This is a genomic window from Sphingomonas glacialis, assembly GCF_014653575.1.
GTDB classification, from domain to species: Bacteria; Pseudomonadota; Alphaproteobacteria; order Sphingomonadales; family Sphingomonadaceae; genus Sphingomonas; species Sphingomonas glacialis.
Genome location: NZ_BNAQ01000006.1, coordinates 221,548 through 241,647, shown reverse-complemented (window position 1 = coordinate 241,647; position 20,100 = coordinate 221,548). Strand labels below are relative to the sequence as shown.

At 60.5% G+C, this 20,100-nt stretch carries 15 protein-coding genes; 7 read left to right on the top strand and 8 right to left on the bottom strand.

Translation table 11 applies throughout. The features are described 5' to 3' along the window. Window positions 1-121: 121 nt before the first annotated feature. The 8 genes from IE187_RS17935 to IE187_RS17900 are packed head-to-tail and all read right to left on the bottom strand — an operon-like array spanning window position 122 to window position 9,197. A complete protein-coding gene (locus IE187_RS17935; protein ID WP_189677387.1) occupies window positions 122-898 on the bottom strand; it encodes an SDR family NAD(P)-dependent oxidoreductase in 777 nt (258 codons plus the stop codon). Next, complete coding sequence (meaB, locus tag IE187_RS17930) at window positions 895-1,845, bottom strand: methylmalonyl Co-A mutase-associated GTPase MeaB (RefSeq protein WP_229839500.1); 951 nt, start codon at window positions 1,843-1,845, stop codon at window positions 895-897. The genes IE187_RS17935 and meaB overlap by 4 nt, the downstream gene beginning before the upstream one ends. Window positions 1,846-1,850: 5 nt before the next feature. Next, window positions 1,851-2,267 (bottom strand): cobalamin-dependent protein, encoded by a 417-nt coding sequence (locus tag IE187_RS17925; protein WP_189677385.1) that lies wholly within the window; start codon window positions 2,265-2,267, stop codon window positions 1,851-1,853. A 7-nt stretch (window positions 2,268-2,274) separates the two neighbouring features. Further along, the gene (locus IE187_RS17920) at window positions 2,275-3,951 is read right to left on the bottom strand and encodes a methylmalonyl-CoA mutase family protein (protein ID WP_189677384.1); all 1,677 of its coding nucleotides are present in this window, start codon (window positions 3,949-3,951) and stop codon (window positions 2,275-2,277) included. Between the two features lie 11 nt (window positions 3,952-3,962). Further along, entirely contained in the window at window positions 3,963-5,036 is a 1,074-nt protein-coding gene (locus IE187_RS17915) for a phosphotransferase (protein ID WP_189677383.1), read from the bottom strand. Beyond that, on the bottom strand, window positions 4,985-6,166 hold the full coding sequence (locus IE187_RS17910; protein ID WP_189677382.1) for an acyl-CoA dehydrogenase family protein: 1,182 nt from the start codon (window positions 6,164-6,166) through the stop codon (window positions 4,985-4,987). The genes IE187_RS17915 and IE187_RS17910 overlap by 52 nt, the downstream gene beginning before the upstream one ends. Further along, complete coding sequence (locus tag IE187_RS17905) at window positions 6,163-7,962, bottom strand: flavin-containing monooxygenase (RefSeq protein ID WP_189677381.1); 1,800 nt, start codon at window positions 7,960-7,962, stop codon at window positions 6,163-6,165. Before IE187_RS17905 ends, IE187_RS17910 begins: the two co-directional genes overlap by 4 nt. Beyond that, a complete protein-coding gene (locus tag IE187_RS17900) occupies window positions 7,959-9,197 on the bottom strand; it encodes a CaiB/BaiF CoA transferase family protein (RefSeq protein ID WP_189677380.1) in 1,239 nt (412 codons plus the stop codon). The genes IE187_RS17905 and IE187_RS17900 overlap by 4 nt, the downstream gene beginning before the upstream one ends. Before the next feature lie 75 nt (window positions 9,198-9,272). On the opposite strand from IE187_RS17900, the gene IE187_RS17895 reads away from it, so the two are divergent. From IE187_RS17895 to IE187_RS17865, 7 genes are all read left to right on the top strand, one after another. Continuing rightward, window positions 9,273-10,091 (top strand): FadR/GntR family transcriptional regulator, encoded by an 819-nt coding sequence (locus IE187_RS17895; RefSeq protein ID WP_189677379.1) that lies wholly within the window; start codon window positions 9,273-9,275, stop codon window positions 10,089-10,091. A gap of 77 nt (window positions 10,092-10,168) precedes the next feature. Continuing rightward, complete coding sequence (locus IE187_RS17890) at window positions 10,169-11,719, top strand: class I adenylate-forming enzyme family protein (protein WP_229839487.1); 1,551 nt, start codon at window positions 10,169-10,171, stop codon at window positions 11,717-11,719. Further along, a complete protein-coding gene (locus IE187_RS17885; protein WP_189677377.1) occupies window positions 11,716-13,188 on the top strand; it encodes an acetyl-CoA acetyltransferase in 1,473 nt (490 codons plus the stop codon). Before IE187_RS17890 ends, IE187_RS17885 begins: the two co-directional genes overlap by 4 nt. Further along, the gene (locus IE187_RS17880) at window positions 13,185-14,030 is read left to right on the top strand and encodes an HTD2 family dehydratase (RefSeq protein WP_189677376.1); all 846 of its coding nucleotides are present in this window, start codon (window positions 13,185-13,187) and stop codon (window positions 14,028-14,030) included. Before IE187_RS17885 ends, IE187_RS17880 begins: the two co-directional genes overlap by 4 nt. Beyond that, a complete protein-coding gene (locus IE187_RS17875) occupies window positions 14,027-16,339 on the top strand; it encodes a CaiB/BaiF CoA-transferase family protein (RefSeq protein ID WP_189677375.1) in 2,313 nt (770 codons plus the stop codon). The genes IE187_RS17880 and IE187_RS17875 overlap by 4 nt, the downstream gene beginning before the upstream one ends. Next, a complete protein-coding gene (locus IE187_RS17870; protein WP_189677374.1) occupies window positions 16,336-17,469 on the top strand; it encodes an FAS1-like dehydratase domain-containing protein in 1,134 nt (377 codons plus the stop codon). The genes IE187_RS17875 and IE187_RS17870 overlap by 4 nt, the downstream gene beginning before the upstream one ends. 81 nt (window positions 17,470-17,550) lie before the next feature. Next, the gene (locus IE187_RS17865; protein WP_189677373.1) at window positions 17,551-20,034 is read left to right on the top strand and encodes a TonB-dependent receptor; all 2,484 of its coding nucleotides are present in this window, start codon (window positions 17,551-17,553) and stop codon (window positions 20,032-20,034) included. Window positions 20,035-20,100 lie beyond the last annotated feature (66 nt).

The window sequence follows — 20,100 nt, the reverse complement described above, 5'->3', positions numbered from 1 at the left end:
TGCAGTCAAACGGATGGCAAGAAAACATTGATGATCTGATTTAGGATCAACGAATTATGTAGTGATCGAATGGCGAATGCTGCAATACATAGTATTGTTAAATTAAATTGTGAAATAACTACTATTCCCACAGTACTACAGCATTGAGTGCGCCGTCCACGACAAGCACCGATCCGTTGATGAACGATCCTGCTTCGCTCGCAAGCATGATCGCCGGACCGACGAGTTCCTCAATCGTTCCCAACCGTCGCGCCGGCATGCGCGCAAGGTAATCACGGCCAGCGTCGCTGTCGAAATAATCGGTATTGAGTTCGGTCCTAAACCACCCGGGCGCGAGCGCATTGACGCGGATACCGTAGCGTGTGAGATCGATCGCCATCGACCGGGTTAGCTGGATCACCGCGCCTTTCGACGCACAGTAACTCGCGAGGCCGGGCTGCGCGCCCAATCCCAGCACGGACGCTACGTTGATGATCGCGCCCGGCTTCTTCGCCGCGACTAGCCTGCGCGCGCCGGTTTGGCCGACGTTCCAGACCCCGCGGACGTTGGTGTCGAAGACCGCGTCGCGATTTTCGGCGTCGACTTTCAGGAAATTGCCCGCAGAACTGATGCCCGCGTTGCTGACGATGACATCGACCACCCCGAAGGCGCGTTCGGCTTCGTCATAGGCGCGCTCGATGCTAGCGGCGTCGGTGACGTCGGCGCTCGCGGCGATCGCTTCGCCGCCCGCCTCGGTGATCTCGCGGACCAGGTCGGCGAGTCGGTCGGCGCGGCGCGCTACCGCGACGATACGCGCCCCTGCCCCCGCAAGCCCCTTTGAGAGGCCGCGGCCGATCCCGCTCGACGCCCCCGTGACGAGCGCGATCTTGCCGCTCAGCGAAAACAGGTCTGCGCTCATTCCTTCGATCCTTGACTATCCACGAAGAGGTTCACCGCGGCGATGGCACCTTCGCGGTGCGTCAGCTCGCCGCGACCGACGGTGCCGCAAAGCCTGTCGATATCGGCATGGCGGATGAACGCGCGGATCAGGTCGGCGGCATCGTCGGCCAGAACGTCACGCGTGACGATTAGATGCGCCTCGCCGGGGTTCGCCGCGCCTAGCGCCGCAAAGCGGGCGTCGACCGCCTCCGCAAGCTCTTTCAATCCGTCCCCGGTCGTCGCCGACGCGAGCAGAACGGCGCGCGTCTCATCATGGCCGCGGTGGTACAGCATCGCCTTCAAATAGCCCGCGGTTCGGCCTGCATCGGGCAGGTCGGCCTTGTTCACGACGAGCAGGTCGGCGATCTCCAAGACGCCGGCCTTGATCGCCTGCATGTCGTCGCCGAGTCCTGGCGGACAGACGACCAGCTTGACGTCGGTGATCCCCGCGACCGCGACCTCCGACTGGCCGGTGCCGACCGTCTCGACGATGACGAGGTCGAAACCGGCCGCCGCAAGTATGTCGATCACCCCTCGCGTCGTCCGTGTCACGCCGCCGAGATGCCCGCGCGCCGCGAGCGAGCGGATGAAGACGTTCGGGTCGCGGCTGTGCGCGGCCATCCGCACGCGGTCGCCAAGTACCGCGCCACCACTGACCGGGCTGGACGGGTCCACCGTCAGCACGCCGATCCGCGGATACTGCTCAAGCAGGATGCTGATCAATGCGCTCACCAGCGAAGACTTGCCCGCGCCGGGCGGTCCGGTCACGCCGAGCGTCTGGCACAGTCCGCTCGCACCGCGCACGGCAAGGCGCAGATCAGCGCCCAGCGGCGTGGCGTTCTCGATCGCGGTGATCGCGCGCGCGATAGCCAGCGAGTCGCCGCTTCTCACGCGGTCAAGCAGCCCCGCCAGATCGGTCTCGCGCACTGCGATCAAGCAAGCCCCCGATAGGCGCGCGACAACGAGCGGAACGATTCGACGACATCGGCCATCGGCGCACCGCCGCGGAAGATCGCCTTGACCCCCGCCGCTTCTAGCGGCGGCACGTCGAACGGGCGGATCGTCCCGCCGACCACCACAGGCAGGCCGGCGACCTCGCGGCGTTGCAGTTCGGCGAAGATTTTCTGCGTCGTCTCGACCTGGCCGCCGGACATGAAGCTCACGCCGATTACGTCGACATCCTCTTGCAAGGCGACGTTCACGACGTCCTCGGGCTGTTCGTAATCGATCAGCACGACCTCCATCGCAGCATCGCGCAGCGCGAGCGCGATCGTTGCGATCGCGCGGTCGTGGCTGTCGATGAAGCTCTTGGTCAGCAGGATCCGGGGCTGGGGCGAGGTATCGGGCATATGCATCCTATTTGTTGCGGCCGAAGACGTCGTGCAGCACCGCTTGCATCTCGCCGAGCGTCGCGTCGGCGTCCGCGGCCTCGACGAGACTGGCCATTACTGAGCCGATGTCGTGTCCATCGCGGACCCGCTCGGCGGCGTGGCGCAGCGCGGCGAGCGCAGCGGTGCACCGCACGTCGTCGCGCTCGCGGCGGTGGCGTTCGAGATCCTCGATCGCGAGCCGCGCGGCCTCGGGGTCGGGTTGGAACACCTTGAACTGCTCGGGTTCGTCGGTGACGTATTTGTTGACGCCGACCATCGTCCGCGCGCCGCTCTCAACCTCCTGCCGCCAATTATAGGCGGCGGCAGACACCTGTTGCTTGATCCAGCCGGACTCTATGCAGGCTACCAGTCCGCCACGGTCGTCAATGTCGGCGATGATCTCGAACACCTTGCGCTCGATATCGTCGGTCAGCGCCTCAACATAATAGGAGCCGCCCATCGGATCGGAGACATGGACCGCACCGGTTTCCTCTGCAATGATCTGGCTGGTCCGCAGCGACAGCGTCACCGCCTCTTCGGTTGGTAGGCCTAGCGCCTCGTCATAGGCGTTGATCGTCATGCCGTTAACACCGGATAGGATGGCGGAGAGCGCCCCATAGGCATTGCGGACAAGGTTATTGAGCGGCTGTTGAACGGTCAGCAGCGAACCAGCGGTTTGTGCGTGAATGCGAGCCTGCAGGGCGCTGCTCTTCTTGCAGCCAAACCGCTCGCGATTGACCTTAGCATAGACCCGGCGGAGCGCACGTGTCTTGGCGATCTCTTCAAAGAAATTCTCGCCGTAGCGGACGTGGAAGCCGAAGCGGGGCACGACGTCGTCGAGCGCAATGCCCAGCTTCACGCACTCCTCGTTGACCGCGATAATTGCGGCGATCGAATAGGCGACGGCCTGCACGTTGGTGGCGCCGGCCTCGCAGATATTGTGCTCGCTGATCGTCAGCGTGTTCCAAAGCGGCACGTGTTTCGCGCAATAGGCTGCAATGTCGGCGATCAGGCGGTAGCTGCCCTTAGGCGAAAAGTTCGTACCGCCGCTATGACCGAAGAAATCCCAGATATAGTTGGTGACGTTGCCGCCGAGCTTGTCGAACGCGAACCCGCGCCGCTTCGCCGCGGCAAGGTACAACCCGAGCATACCGGGCGAGCCGGCGTTGAGGACCATCGAGACGGTGGTCTTCTCCAGATCCTTGCCGTCGAGCAGGACCTCGTAATCGCGCGCTTTGCAGACCGAGATGCCGCAGTCGCCGATACTACCGCGCACGCCTGGATAATCCGGATCATACCCCATCGAAGTCGGCATATCGAAGATGAAGTTATACGCCTCGCGCCCGAAATAGCCCTTTGACCCGCCCTCCTGGAGCAACAGGTCCATCCGCTCGCGGGTTTGCGACGGCAGGCCGAAGCCGATGATCTGGAGGTCCATCCACGGCTGGTACTGGTAATGGATCGGGTAGATGCCACGCGTGTAGGGGTATTGACCGGGCATCTCTGCCTCGCCGCCATCGCGGTCGAGACCGGAATACACGGGATCGACCTCGACGCCCGAGCGGTTACGCGCGACGAACGACCTGTCGGTGTAGCGATCTGCGACCACGCGTTGCCATTTTGCGTAGGGGCCGGTGTCGGCCTCGATGCTTTTCGTCGCCATCTGATATCTCCTTAGCGTGCGCGGTCGGCGATCGTGCGGGCGGTGCGGGCGAGCAGGTCGAGATGCGCGACCATCGCGCCAGCCTCGGCCGATGCTGCGTTGCCGCGGAGCATCCGTCCCTTGATGCCGTGGATGATCGCCGCCATCCGGAACAGGTTGAACACGATGTACGTGTCGAGATTGGGAATGTCGGTGCGGCCGGTGCGGCTGCAATATTCGGCGACATAGGCCTGCTCGTCGGGCAGCCCGAGCGCGATGAGATCGCGATCCGCCAGCCCCCAGGGCAGCGCGGAGGGAACGCGATACATCAGCAGGTTATAGGCGAAGTCGACGATTGGATCGCCGAGTGTCGACAATTCCCAGTCGAGCACTGCGACCACACTTGGTTCGGTCGGGTGGAAGACGATGTTGTCGATCCGGTAGTCGCCGTGGACCAGGCAGGTCGTAACATCGGGCGGAACGTGCGCGTGTAGCCACTCGGCGACCGCGTCCATGTCCGCGATGCGTCCGGCGGCTTCGTCGGCGCGGTACTGTCCGGTCCACCGCTCGAGCTGGCGTTCGAAATAGCGCCCGGAACGACCATAGTCGCCGAGGCCCATCGCCTCCGGATCGAGCGAATGCAGATCGGCGAGCGTCGCCGCCATCGCCGACTGGTAGGCACTGCGTTGGTTCTTAGGCACGTCCGGCAGGCCACCGTCCCAGAAGATACGGCCATCGGCGAAATCCATGACGTGGAACCACGACCCGATCACGTCCGCATCGGTGCACAGCGCATGGACCCGAGGGACCGGAAAGTCGGCCGTCCCGAGCGCCCGCATCACCCGCGCCTCGCGGTCGACCGCGTGCGCACCCTTCAGCAGGGGGCCGGATGGCTGGCGACGCAGCACGTAGCGCGCGTCCGGCGTCGTGAGCAGGAACGTCGGGTTCGACTGGCCGCCCGCGAACCTCTTGAGCGACAGCGGCCCGACGAAACCGGCGACATTCTCCGCCAGCCATGCCGAAAGGCGGGCGACGTCGATATCGGCACTACCCGTCACGATTGCCGATCCCGCCAGTCGCGCTTCACCTTCTTGGCGAGGCTCCATTTATGCACTTCGGTCGGGCCATCGTAGATCCGGAAGGCGCGGATCTCGCGGAAGACCTGTTCGACGATCGTGTCGCGCGAAACGCCAGTGCCGCCCATCATCTGGACGCAGCGATCGGCAACACGCATCAGCGCCTCGCTGACCGACACCTTGGTCATCGAGCTTTCCGCGGTACCCGGCGCGCCGGTATCGAGCACGCTGGCACACCAGTCGATCATCAGTTCGGACTGTTTCAGGTCGATCAAATTTTCCGCCAGCATGAAGCCGACGCCCTCGTGATCGACTAGCGGCTTGCCGAAGGCGTGGCGACGGCAGGCATAGTCGGTGGCGATCTCGTTCGCGCGCACCGCCGCACCGTGCCAGCGCATGCAGTGCGACAGCCGGGCTGGTGCAAGGCGGACCTGCGCGTATTTGAACCCTTCACCCGGCGCGCCGAGCATCTGGTCCGCAGGCACCCGCAGCCCGTCGATCAGTACTACCGAATGGCCGCCCGGCATTGAGGAATCAATCGTCTCCAACACCCGCTCAATATGGATTGCGGGATCGGGCAGGTCGACTAGGAACATGCACGCGCCGTCCGCCGAATCCGCCTCGGTTGACTTCGCCATAACGATGCCAACACTGGCACCGAGGGCGCCGGTGATGAAGGCCTTTCGACCGTTCACCACCCAGTGGTTTCCGTCGCGCCGGCAGGTCGTCTGCATCATAGATGGATCAGAGCCGGCGCCGCCATCGCTCGCTGGCTCGGTCATGAAGAAGGCCGATCGAGCGTCACCCGCAACCAGCGGCGTGAGAAAGCGAGCTTGCTGTTCGGGGCTGCCAACCTTGCCGAGCAGGAACATGTTGCCTTCGTCGGGTGCTGCCGTGTTGAGCGCCACTGGCCCCAACATCGACAGTCCCGAAGCCCGCAACACCGCTGCCGTCTCGACTTGGGTCAAATGACTGCCGTCGCTGTGAATATGCGGCGTCATCAGCCCGGCAGAGCGCGCATGCCCGCGCATTTCAGCGACGAGTTCGTCAGATGGACCATGCTCGCCACAGCGTGGATCATGCTCATAAGGTACGATCATCGTACGCACGAATGTCTCGACACGCTTTACGAGATCCTGGGTTTCCTGCGACAGGCTCATTTGGCGGGTGTCAGAGATAGGTCATGTTCTACCGCGTCGCCGCTGCCAATCCATTGGCGCAGCACGTCCATATATTCGAACGGGCCACCACCGTAATTGCTAAGCCAAATTGAATCGCGCTCGTTCTGGCCTTCGTTGTTGTAATAGCCGGGCGTGCATTCGCGAAGGAATGTCGTGTCCTTCATTGCTTTATCGGCGAGCACGCCAAGCCAGTCTTGTTCAGCCTGCTCGGTAACATCGAAATTAACGCCGTGGTCGAGACTACGTTTCACTAGCGCGGCATAATGCTCAGCTTGGCGACGGTTCATGAAGGTGATGCTCCAGGTGATACCAGCCTGTTTCAGACCGCTGATCACGCCCATGTTCGGGAAGTTGTGAACGAGGATGCCGTGGAGTGACTTTCGACCGTCACGCCAGTAATCCGACAACGTGATGCCGCCGATGCCTCTCATGTCGAAGCCCGCGGTGCGATCGGGCGGGGAGGCAACCTCAAAGCCGCTCGCATAGATGATACAGTCGACCGGATACTCCTTACCATCAAACACAATCCCCGTTTCGCTAATCCGATCGAGTCCGCGCCCCTTGGTGTCGATTAGCGTTACGTTGGGCCGATTGTAGGTTTCGAAATAATTGTCGACAAACAGTGGGCGTTTGCACATCCAGTTGAAATATGGCTTTAACGCCTCGGCTGTTGACGGATCCTTGACAACCGAACCGATCCGCGCGCGCATCGCTTCCATTTTCTCGAAGTCCGCGAGCTGGCGCAGCCGGCCCATCTCTTCGGGCGTCTTGCCCTTGTACATGGCCTCGGTCATTTTTCCCCAGTTCCGGGTCCAGCCGTCCTTGATCAGATCTTCGTCCTGAGGGATTGAATTGACGAAACCCTCGAAGTTGAGTGCGCGACGTTCCCACCAGCCGGGTTCCTGGCTGTTGTACCATTCGGGATCGGTCGGGACGTTCTCGCGATCGTCCACCGCGGCGGGGGTGCGCTGAACAACGTAAAGCTGTTTGCACCATTCACCGAGATACGGGATCGCTTGGACTGCACTGGCCCCCGTGCCGATGATCGCGACGCGCTTGTCCGAAAGACCGGTGAGGCCGCCGGTGGAGTCTCCGTTGGTATAGTTGAAGTCCCACCGTGAGGTATGGAAGGTGTGGCCCTTAAAGTCGCGCGCACCGGGGATGCCGGGCAACTTGGGACGGCTTAGGATGCCGCTCGCCATGCAGAGGAAGCGTGCACGAATCTCGTCGCCTCGATCGGTGGTGACGATCCAGCGGCCGTGCGCCTCGTTCCACGTGGCTCCGCTAACGCCGGTCTGAAGCAAGGTTCGATCATATATCCCCGTCTGCTGTGCGATCCGTTTGGCGTGGTTCAGGATCTCAGGTGCTCGGGCATAGCGCTCGGTCGGCATAGTACCGTGATCTTCGATCAAGGGAAGGTAAGTATAGGCGTCGACATCGCAACGGCAGCCCGGATAGCGGTTCCAGTACCAAGTTCCGCCGACATCGCTGCCCTTTTCTATTACCCGGATGTCGGTAACGCCCTCTTTGAGCAAGCTGCTCGCGGCGAGCAGCCCTGAAAATCCACCTCCGACCACAACGACATCAACGTCCTCGCTGACCGCGTCACGCGCAATCGTCTCGCCGGCGTAGGGATCATCGACGTCGCCGATAAAGGCATGTTCGACGTGGACATACTGCGCTGTGCCTTCGGTGCGCAGCCGCTTGTCGCGCTCTGCAAGATATTTGTCGTGCAGCGCGTCGAAATCGCGCGTGACAGTATCCGTATCGCTCATGACTCTCTCCGAACATCTAATGGTGCGGTAGTCGCTGTGGAGCCGACGACGCCCTCCGCGATAAGCGTGTCGATCTTGTCGTTGGTGAAACCGAGTTCGCACAATACCCGACGACTGTGTTCGCCGAGCGCGGGCGGTCGCGTCCGCAAATCCAGCCGCGCGCCATCGACGCGAATCGGCGACGCAACAGTTCGAAACCCTTCATTGTGCAGGATCATGCCGGATTGTTCGGTATGCGCGTGCGCCGAAAGTTCGCCCAAGGTGTGGACCGGGGACGAGGGTATGCCGCGCGTTGTCAGCGCGCTGAGCCATTCGGCACGCGTTCGACGGGTGAGAAATTCCGCCACCATTGGCACTAGGGTGTCGCGGTGAGCAACACGCTCGCTGTTCGTCGCGAAACGCACGTCCGTAGCAAGCCCCGGCTCGTCAATTAGGTCGCAGAACGCGCGCCAAAAGGCGTCATTGGCTATGCCGAGGATGATTGGCGCATCCGCGGTCGGAAAGGATTGATACGGGCAAAGGGATTCGTGACCTGAGCCCGGTCGCTGAGGTTCGGTACCACGCTGCCAATAGTTCTGCAGGAAATAGCCTAGGAAACCGACTGCCGAATCAAACAAAGAAGTCTCGATCCGTACACCCTGACCGTTGCGGTCGCGCTGGCGTAGTGCCCCTAGGATGCCGATCACCGCATGTAAGCCGGTCGCTTGATCAACGGGAGAGAACGGCGAGCGCGCGGGCGGGCCGCCCGGTTCGCCAGTTAGTGACAGCATACCGGTAAAAGCCTGGGCGATCAGGTCATAGCCCTTGCCATCCTTCATAGGCCCCTGCGTTCCGTAGCCTGAGATACTAGCATATACGAGGCGCGGGTTCAGCGACGACAACGCCTGCCATCCGACATTCAGGCGATCGGCCACGCCGGGTCCGAAACTCTCGATCGCGATATCCGCAGCTCGCGCCAGCTGGTGGGCTACCGCGAGGCCTTCGGGCTTGCGGAGGTCGAGAGCGATGCCTCGCTTGTTGCGGTTAACGGCCATAAAGATCGCGCCAACGCCGTCCTCGAATGGCGGCCAGTCGCGGGTGTCGTCGCCTGTAAGCGGCTCAACCTTGATGACGTCCGCGCCAAGGTCGGCCAAGTACTGTGTGCACAGAGGGCCAGCGAGAATCTTCGTGAAATCAAGTACACGAATCCCATCCAACGGTTTGAACCCCTCGGGCTCCTCATCCTCTCTCGCCACGGCTTTGTTCTCCAGCTTTGGCTTTTTCTATGGTCCAACAATTGACCTGTCTAGATGGTAGCGTTAGGATTTCTTATGACAACCGCAGATTCTTCCCTCGAACCGGGCTTGCCGCCGATAGGCCAGCCCCTGCCAAGCCCGCAGGTGGGCGCAATGCTTGAGGGATTGACCCGCCTTAAAGTCCCAAAATCAAGCGATGTGCTGGCCGACCGGCTGCGGCGGGAAATTCTCAGTGATGCCTATCCGCCGGGTGCGTCGCTACCAACCGAGCGTGAGCTTGTGTCGGCGACAGGGCTAAGCCGGGGTTCGGTGCGAGAGGCGCTTCGTATGCTTGAGGCACAGGGGCTCGTAAGCACGCGCGCTGGACGGTACGGCGGAACGACGGTCTCGCAGCCGACCGACGATCACCTTGCTAACCATATCAGCCATTACGCCAAGGGGCGCAGTGTGCCTCTGCAGTCTTTGGTCGACGTACGTCTAGCGCTGGAACCGATGGTGGCGTTTCTTGCAGCGGAGCGCCGAACCGAAGCGGATCTTATATCGCTGCGGGCGATCTCGGCACGGCTTGATAAATCGGCGGACTCCGATCCTGCCGTTTTTCTCGAAGAAAATGCGAACTGGCATGATGCGCTGGCTGCGGCGAGCCATAATCCGTTGCTTGGCACGCTTGCGACATCGGTTGGCGTACTGATGTTTGAGGCGTCACAACTCGCGAATTTTGCGACTGCTGAGGTTCGGCAGCGCGTTTGCCGCGCCCATCATCGTATCCTCGAAGCGATCGAGTTAGGTGATGCCGAGCTCGCGCGCCGGCGTGTCGAACGCGACGTTCAAGCCTATGCGCTAGCGCTGGAAGCGGCGGTGACGGCGTCGAACTGGGCACGTCAGGCGGATTGAGACGACTACAAGGCGCAAAACGCGCCGCTTTTCGGAGAGGGCCAATGCTGCGCGCTGAGGTACACTGGGACCGCGTTATGATGTGTTATACCGATCGCGCACCAGATTTGCGTCAGCGGATGGCAGCAGTCGTGGCCAGCCGAGGCGACGCGATCGCAGTGATCGAAGGCGAGCAGCGGTTTAGCTACGCAGAGATCGACCGGCAGGCGGCATCAATAGCGGCGGTTCTCGCGCGGCGCGGCGTTGCGCCAGGAGACCGGGTCGCGGTCATGCTTGCGAACGGGGTTGATGCTGTTCGAGCAATTCTCGCGATCCTGCGACTTGGCGCAGTGCTAGTTGCGGTTAGTGCGCGATCGCGTAGCCCGGAGCTTGCCTACGTGTTCGCGGACTGCACCCCCGTCGCGATTCTTCATGGGCACGAGTTCGCCGACGTGGTTGAACAGGCGGAGCCGTTGCCGGCGATCCGCTATGACGTCTCGGGCAAGGACTGGCTTGCGGCCATGACGGACGACACGTTTGACGCACCGGTCCCAGACATTAACGAAGATTCGCTATTCGCCATCCTCTACACGTCGGGTACGACGGGGCGCCCTAAGGGTGCGATGCTTACCCATCTAGGGGCGATCCACTCCTGCCTCCATTGGCGCGATGCCTTTGCACTTGATGAATCGGACCGAACGCTGATGTGCGTGCCGTGGGCCCATGTCAGCGGCCTGTGCGGCGTGGTGATGCCATTCCTGTATCTCGGCGCCACACTAGTGATGTTACCCGAGTTTAAACGGCGTGCGGCGCTTAAAATGGCTGTCCATGAAAGGATCACCCATGCGCTGATGGTCCCGGCGATGTACGGGCTGTGCCTGCTCGAACCTGACCTTGCCGAGTTCGATCTGCGCACCTGGCGTATTGCGGCCTATGGAGGTGCGCCGATGCCTGAGCCGACGATCACGCGCTTTTCTGCCGCGGTACCAAGCGTCGCGATGTGCAATGCCTACGGCGCGACCGAGACTAGTTCGCCGGTAACGATTATGCCACCGGGTGAAGGCTTAATGCATCTTGACAGTATTGGGCAAGTCGTCGTGTGCGGCGACGTGCGGGCGATGGACGAGCAGGGTCGTGAAGTTCCGCCGGGCGCGGACGGCGAATTGTGGATTGCGGGACCGATGGTCAGTCCTGGCTATTGGCAAAACCGCGAGGCGACTGCGGCGGCATTTACCGGCGGCTTTTGGAAATCAGGCGACATCGGCAATATCGATGCCAACGGGTACGTCCGCATTGCGGATCGCAAAAAGGATATGGTGATCCGCGGCGGTTTCAAAATTTACCCGGCGGAAGTTGAAAGCGTGATCGCAGGTCTTGAGGGCGTGATTGAGTCGGCAGTGGTAGGGCGAAATGATGTGATGCTGGGGGAAGCGGTAGTCGCATTCGTCACGGTCAACAGCGATAGCATCACGCCCGCCGTCGTGCATGATTGGTGCGTACAACGTCTCTCAGACTACAAAGTGCCGGGTGAGGTGATAGTGGGGACGACACCGTTGCCGCGCAACGCCAATGGCAAAATTCAAAAGGCTGACCTACGTGAACGAGCGGCGCGGCTAACGACGGCGGCTATGTCGGAGCGGGCGGCGTGAGTGTCGATCCCTGTACACCGGTGTTGGTCGGCCTCGGCGTCGCAATGCGCCGAGAGGAGGATCCTGCGATCGCGGTTGAGCCGATTGACCTAATGTTGGAGGCGGTCCGCTGCGCAGGTGAGGATTGCAGCACGCCTGCCTTGCTGGCCGATATCGACACGATCGCAGTACCACGGGGACGCTGGCGCTACCGCAATCCCGCCGGAGAAATTGCACGCGCGATTGGCGCCTTGCACGCTAAGACCATCGTGTCGAGCGTCGGTGTTCTACAACAGTCGCTGATCGCGACGGCCTGCGCGGATATCGCACAGGGTCGGATTGAAAGTGCGCTCGTGACCGGCGCGGATGCGGGCTATCGTCTGTTGCGCGCCAAACTGACCGCAAATGAAGCGGTCGAGCGCGATCAGGATGACGACCCCGATATGCGATTGGAACCCGCCGCGGAATTGCGCCATCCGGCAGAACTCGCGGCCGGCCTGACGATGCCGGTTGGACTGTACGCTATATTAGAAAGCGCGCGCCGTGCCGCGGCCGGCTTGGACATCGACGCGCACCGTGATCGTTTAGCCACGAGGTCGGCGCGGTTTGCGGAAATCGCCGCGAATAATCCCCACGCCTGGAATCGCCAGCAACCCAGTATTGCCGAAGTCCGCAATGCCGGCCCTCGTAATCCAATGCAGGCGTTTCCATACACCCGCGCGCAGTGTTCGACTTGGAACGTCGATCAGGCAGCTGCGCTGCTTTTATGCTCGGCGCGGCGAGCCGAGGCATTAGGAATCGATCGCGCACGTTGGATCTTTCCGGTTGCGAGTGCCGAGTCGAACCACATGGTGCCGTTGTCCGCTCGTCGTGACCTAACTCGATCGCCCGGTGCAGACACGAGCGCGGCGGCCGTGCTGGCAGCAGCCGGTACGGCGATCGACGAAATCGATCTAGTTGATCTATACAGCTGTTTTCCGGTCGCTGTAGACATGGCTGCTGATGCAGCTGGGCTTGGCGCCGGTATTGATTTGACGATAACGGGCGGCATGGCGTTCGCCGGCGGGCCGTATAACAACTACTTCTTTCAGGCGACCGCACGAGCCGCCGAATTGTTACGCGCGGGCGTAGGACGCACGGCCCTTCTTTCGTGCGTGTCGGGTATTTTGACGAAGCAGGCATTTGCTCTGTGGTCGATTGATCCACCGAAGCACGGCTTCGTGCGGCGGGACGTGACCGCGGAGGTCGCGGGGATGGCCAGCGCCCAGCCTTTGCCCGTCGTGCAAGATTATAGCGGTCCGGGCGTCATTGCCGGCTGTACCGTATTGCATACCCGTGGCGCTGCTCCGATTGCAGTGGCGTTGCTCGATACGCCCGCAGGCGAACGCGCGCTCGCAGTGTCGGACGAAGCTACCGTACTTGCCGGGATGGAGCTCGACGAGTGGGTAGGCCGCCGTGTTGAAGTCTCTGGTGGACGGTTGTTGGCATGATCGTCGATTCGGAAACTCCGGCACATGTCGAACACGCCAACGATGTCTGCGCGGTGACGCTCGTTCGGCGCATGGCGGCGCTGCTCGACCGCGATCCTGAGATGTTTGAACAGGGTGGGATAATGCCGCGTGGCTGGCATGTGTTGCTGTTCAATCCGCCCACACGCCAGTCGCAACTGCGAGCCGACGGCGCGGCGCATTTGGGCGTTACACTGCCGGATCTGGGCCTGCCACGGCTGATGATGGGCGGGCGCCGTATCGCGTTTGGTGGGGACATCGTGATCGGCGCAGCGGTGCGGCGTGAAAGCCGCCAGGCGGACGTCGTTATCAAATCCGGGCGGTCGGGGAGGTTCGCGCTCGTTGATGTCGAGCATCGTATCCTCATCGGCGATAACCCCGATCCAGTGGTGATCGAAACCAACAGCTATGTCCTGCGTGAGGCCGATCCGGGTAATGCGACGCCGATGGCGAAGCCGATCATCGCCGTTCTGCCGCCTGCAGACGTCACCCGCGTCGTGACGCCCGACGAAGCTATGTTATTCCGCTATTCGGCGATCACTGATAATCCGCATCGAATCCATTATGACCTGCCGTACGCGCAGGCTGAGGAAGGGTATTCCAGCTTGCTGGTCAACGGCAGCCTCCCGGCCATGCTGTTGCTCGAGATGTTCCGAGCGCATGTCGGTCAAGATCCCGCCGGGTTCGAAAGCCGCAATCTCGCGCCGATGGTCTGCGGAGCTCCGCTGACCCTGGCGTTGTCCGCGCGCGGCGACCAAAATTGGTCGCTGCGCGCGTACGGGCCTGCCGGCGTTATCGCACTTGAAGCAAAGGCATGGCTATGACGGACACTATTAGGGTGGTTGAGTTGGCGAGCCTGGATATTCCTGCCGCCTATGCCGGATGGCTGCTCGCAGCTATGGGCGCGACCGTGACCCGCGTCGGTGACCTGCCAGCAGCAGGAGATGATTCCCTGGCGCTTGCAGCCGCATCCCTCGCACAGGGAAAAACTCTCGTGCCGCGGGATTCGCTGGAGGCGGTTCTCGAATCCGCAGACGTGCTGCTGTGCGACGATCGCGAAGCCCTTGTTTTGGCGGTGGGGGGGCTCGACGTGCTCATTGCCCGGTATCCCCGCCTAGTCATCGGCGTGCACTCTATATTCGGCCTCGATGGCCCATATGCAGACATACCCGCCACAGCGCTCGATGCGCAGGCGCTAAGCGGTGTCGCTTGGGCGCTCGGTGAGCCTGACCGTGCACCGCTGTCGATCCCGGCTGGTATTCTCGAGCATCAGGGAGGGGCTGTCCTTGCCGCAGGAACTCTCGCTGCCTTGACCGCTCGCGAACGCGACGGATTAGGGCAGGTGGTCGATGTGGCGCTAGCCGACGTGTTGGCCAGTTATGTTGGCGGTAATAGTCGCTTCTACATTCACCACGGTATGGCATGGCATCGCAACGGCCGCCGTGCGTCCAGTTCGGGCGGCGCTTATCCGTTCGCGATCCTGCCGTGTGCTGATGGCGAGGTGTGCCTGTGCGGTCGATCACGCGACGAATGGAACCGCCTTGTCACTGTGATGGGCAATCCCGCCTGGGCCGCAGACCCGCGCTACCAAAGTCTTCGCGCTATGGGGCGCGATTATCCTGACGAGGTCGACGCATTAGTTAAGCCGTGGCTGGCGCAGCATGATATGGCCGAACTTGAACGCCTCGCGATTGCCAACAATCTGATCATGTCGCCGGTTCGGTCTATTGCAGATGTGATTGCTACTCCTGGGTTCCACGCCGATGGCTTCCTGCACGATCAGGACGTAGCGGGTCGCAAACTTACCCTGCCCGGCTTGCCGTTCCGCGCCACAGCCGCCCGACGCGACGGTGAACGCGATCTCGCGAGTGGGTTGCTTGCGACAGATGCGCCACCGGCGTCTACCGGTCCGGCAAACCGGCCCCTGGCAGGCATGCGTGTAATCGATTTCGGTTGGGTCTGGTCGGCGCCGTGGGTGGGAACGATGCTCGGCGAACTGGGCGCGGAGGTCATCAAGATCGAACACGGCAAGCGTCCAGATACGCTGCGGCTCAGCGGTAAGATTTTCCGTGACGGCGTACTGGTCGAGGGGTCATCAACGCAGATGTCGCCGATGTACCATCAAGTGAATCACGGCAAGCTGGGCGTGACGCTAAATGCCAAGGAGCCACGCGCAGTCGAACTAATCCGCGAATTGATTGCGACCAGTGATCTGGTAATCGAGAATATGTCGCCCGGTTCGCTTGAGCGGTCGGGGCTTGGCTATGAGCTGTTCCGTTCGGTCAATCCGCGGATCGTGATGCTTGCGATGTCGGCGGCAGGGCAGTTCGGGGTACTGGCCGGAATGCGCGCCTATGCACCAACTATGTCTAGTTTTGCCGGGCTGGAGGCTCTCGTCGGCTATCCGGATGAAGCGCCGATCGGTGCGCTTAACGTCGGCCTTGGAGATCCTAATGCTTCGGTTCACGGGTTGCTCACTGCGCTCGCAGCACTGCGTCGCGCGAGAGCGACGGGAGAGGGGTGCTATATAGACCTTTCACAGGTTGAGGCGCTGGCGGGGACCTTGCGACCGCAAATCGTTGCGACGCAGATCAAAGGTGAACAGCCGACGCCGACCGGCAATCGGCACCCGCACATCGCTCCGCACGGCATTTACCCGGCGTCGGGCGAGGATCGTTGGCTAACCCTTGCCGCGGTCAACGAATCCGCGTGGTGTTCGCTTGCCACGATGGTCGGACTGGCGTCCGATAAACGCTTTGGTGATCGCGCGAGCCGCTTGGCCAATGTTGCTGAACTCGACGCTGCAATGGCCGCATGGACCGTAACACAAGAGCGTGACGATCTGGTAGCCCGGCTGCGCGCGATCGGTATCGCAGCCACTCCCGTCTTGTCGATCGACGAGATGTGGCGCGATCCTCACTTTAGCGCACGTGGCGTCAAACATCCCGTAGATATCCCAGGGTATGGTACCGAAGAGGTGTTTCGCGGACCTTGGCGCTTCTCGCGCATGGCCCCGGTCATCGATCGACGAGGACCATTGCCAGGTGAGCATAATACGCAAGTCTTCGGCGGCCTGCTTGGCCTTTCCGACACAACAATCGCAGAACTGTCCGCAGCCGGAGTAATTGCATGACCGACGTCGCAGCCGCCCCATCTCAGACTCCCGCGCTTTGGGAAGGAGCCTTGGAGGAAGCGCGCAGCCTCATCGGGGTCGAACTGCGTCGTACCGGTCAGCAATGGAACACCGAAGCCGCACCCGATGCAGTCCGCCATTTCTGCTGGGGGTTGGGCGACGATAATCCGTTGTTTACTGATCCGGCTTACGGCGCGTCGTCGCCATGGAAGTCGGCACTCGCACCAGGCTGTTTCCTTTATACGATCGACACGACGGTCGTGGCGCCGAAGCTGCGCGGGATTCAATGGCTTTACGGCGGCACCGACTTCGAATGGTACGAGCCCATCCGCCACCGCGACAGCTTTACGGTCAGTGCGCGCCTGCTCGACGCGGTCGAAAAGGAAGGCGGCAAGGCAGCGAAATTCATCATTCAGACCGGCGAGACGCTTTATACCAACCAGCACGGCCAACTCGTGTGTCGTGCGCACGGCAGCACGGCTCGGACTGCGCGGTCGAAGGCAAGTGGCGGCTTGAGCTACGCGCCGCGCGAAACTCATCGCTACTCTCCCGAAGAACTCGAATCCATTGCTCATGCGGTGGAAACAGAGGAGCTCCGCGGGGCGGCGCCACGATTCTGGGAAGATGTCGAGATCGACAGCGAAATCCAGCCAATGCTGAAGGGGCCGCTCAACATCACCGACATGATTTGCTGGTATTCGGGCGGCGGCCATAGCTACCAAGCACACCGTCGCGCGGCTATGCACCGTAAGCGTCATCCTGCCGACGCCTTCATAAATCCCGAGACCAACGCGCAGGATAGCGCAGCGCGTGGTCATACCGAGGCGAAAATGGCGCGCGAAGTGGGAATGCCGGGCGGTTATGACGTCGGTCCACAACGTATCTCGTGGCTCGGGCAGCTGATGACCAATTGGATCGGCGACGCGGGTTTCCTCCATCGCCTCAACGTTTCCGTTCGGAGACCTAATATTTTTGGCGACGTGTCGTGGTGTCGAGGCCGAGTTGTTGACAAGCAGATCGACGGCGATCGTCACGCGGTCGATCTTGAGCTGTGGGTAGACAATCAACTCGGAGATACCACCGCAAAGGGAACGGCTCGCGTCTGGTTGCCGTCGAAAAATAATTTCTAATTCTATGGTCCAACAATTGACGTATCCGAAAATTTAGCGGAAAGTCGATGCTCCACACCGAAAAACGGGGGGAGAGGATTGATGAAGGGTTTCCGTACTGCGGGGTATCTCGCATCCGTGGCTGCAGGCGCGTTGCTAGCAAGCAACGCTTCAGCGCAGCAGGCTACTACCAATCAGACTGGGCAAGGCTTGCCCAGCACAGGGGTTCCAGCGACCTCGACGTCGCAGCCAGCACCAACGCAATCACAAACGGTGCTCTCAAGCGAGGGGGACATCATCGTAACGGCTAACAAGCGGGAAGAAAGTCTCAATCGAGTTGGACTGTCGGTCACAGCAATCTCCGGCGACGCGTTGGCCGCGAGAAAAATAACCTCGGCACAGGACATTGCGGCGGTAGTGCCCGGCCTGAAGTATTCGGAAAGCGGGACATCAACGCCGATCTACACTCTCCGCGGCGTAGGTTTCAACGAGTCTTCGCTCGGCGTTTATCCTTCGGTCAGCGTTTATACGGACGAAGTCCCGTTACCCTTCCCAGTGTTGACGCTCCATTCAGCTTACGACTTGCAGCGGCTGGAAGCGCTAAAGGGTCCGCAAGGAACTCTCTTCGGCGAAAATGCGACCGGAGGCGCAATTAACTATATCACCAACAAGCCGACGGCGGAAACACGAATTGGCGCCGACCTGAGTTATGGCCGCTTCAACGAGATCGATGGCAACGCGTATATCAGTGGTGCCGTCACGGACACTGTGAACGCTCGTCTCGCTATCACCGGTTCGCACCGCGACGGCTGGCAGACAAGCTACACCCGGCCAAACGACCGCAACGGTGCCGTCGAATATATAGCGGCACGGTTCTCGACATCATGGGAACCGACATCCGCTCTGCGGTTTTTGCTATCCGTAAACGGCTGGAAGGATACTTCCGAGCCGCAGGCTGCGCAGTTGATCGCGATCCGTCCGCAACAACCTGCTAATGTTCAGCCGGTTGTGCAAAACTATCCATTCTCGCCGCAGACACCGACTGCCGCAGATTGGTCAACCGGATTCTATAGGCCGAGCAGCAACCGCCGGTTCGTCCAAGGATCATTGCGCGCAGATCTCGATCTTGGCACGTTTGCTACGCTGACATCGCTCACGTCCTATCTGTATTTTGATCAGCGACTGTCGAGCGATGAGGACGGAACCTCGGCACTAGTCGCCGACCTAACTCCGAGCCCGGGTAATATTCGCTCCTTCTATCAAGAGTTGCGCCTGGCCAACGCATCTAAAACCAATTTCCGTTGGGTGGTCGGCGCGAATTACGAAAAGAGTCGGACGTTTGAGGACCAAACCCTTCGTTTTTTGGATGGATCATCATCGAATCCAGGGACTCTTGGGATCAACTCGACGGGTAGTCAGGTAACGCAGCGATTGAGGAACTATGCTGCCTTCGCCAACGTCCAATATGATTTGTCGACTAAACTGACTCTTAAAGCAGGTGGCCGGTACACAAACACTCAAAACAGAGCGGATTTGTGCGGAACCGCTAACGGTGATGGCAAAGTGGCTGCACTTTTTAATGCGCTCGGCGGTCTGCTCGGGACGGTCCCGTTTACGCCAATCGGACCGGGCGGTTGCTATGTACTTAACTTCCAAGGTGTGCCTGGAGACCACTTCACTAATACGCTTGCTGAACACAACTTCTCCTGGATTGGAGGAGTTGACTATCACGTTACATCGGATACTTTGCTCTATGCAAACGTATCTCGTGGTTATAAAGCCGGAAGCTATCCGACCTTATCCGCATCTAGTTTTTCGGAATATATTCCGGTCAAACAAGAGTCTGTGACATCCTACGAAGCTGGCGTCAAAACCGCCCTTGCTGATCGGAGAATTAGATTAAACGCAGCGGTGTTTTACTATGACTACAAGGATAAGCAGGTCCGTGGGAAGATTGTGGATCCAGTATTTGATGTCCTCGATACCTTGCTTAACGTGCCAAAGTCGAGGATCTATGGCGCAGAAGCAGATTTAACCTTACGTCCGGTTCGTGAGCTTACCGTTCAGGGTAACTTAACCTATCTTAATTCGAAGGTTTTGACAAATAGCGGCACGCCTTTCGTCGGGCCGACTGCTTATGGGAATAGTTGTACCGGCCCCGGTGGCGCGCCCGCATCATGTAATTTTACCGGAAGTGAATTACCCTTTACTCCAAAGTGGTCCTATAGCGCAGGCGTCGATTATCGACACTCGATGGACAATCAAAGCGCTATTACAGCAGGGGTCAATTTGCGCGGGCAAACATCTTCGATTACGACGCTCGGCGGTCGAGACATCGCTTTCCGAGATCTACCAAGCGATCGCCATATTACGACGACCAATCGTCCATTCGTCATTCCGAGTTACGCAACTGTAGATGCGCAATTGGGGTTCGAATTGCCTGGTGGGAAGACAAAAGTAACATTGTGGGGCAAAAACGTGCTCGACAAATACTATATCACGAACGCGAATCATTATCTGGATAATACAGTTCGTTTCGTCGGGCTGCCTGCCACATATGGCATAACACTAAGTATCAAAAACTAGCATGAACTACTTTATGTTATCGTAGTAGCGATGATAATCTTCTGTTTGACAAGATTCGGGAAGGAA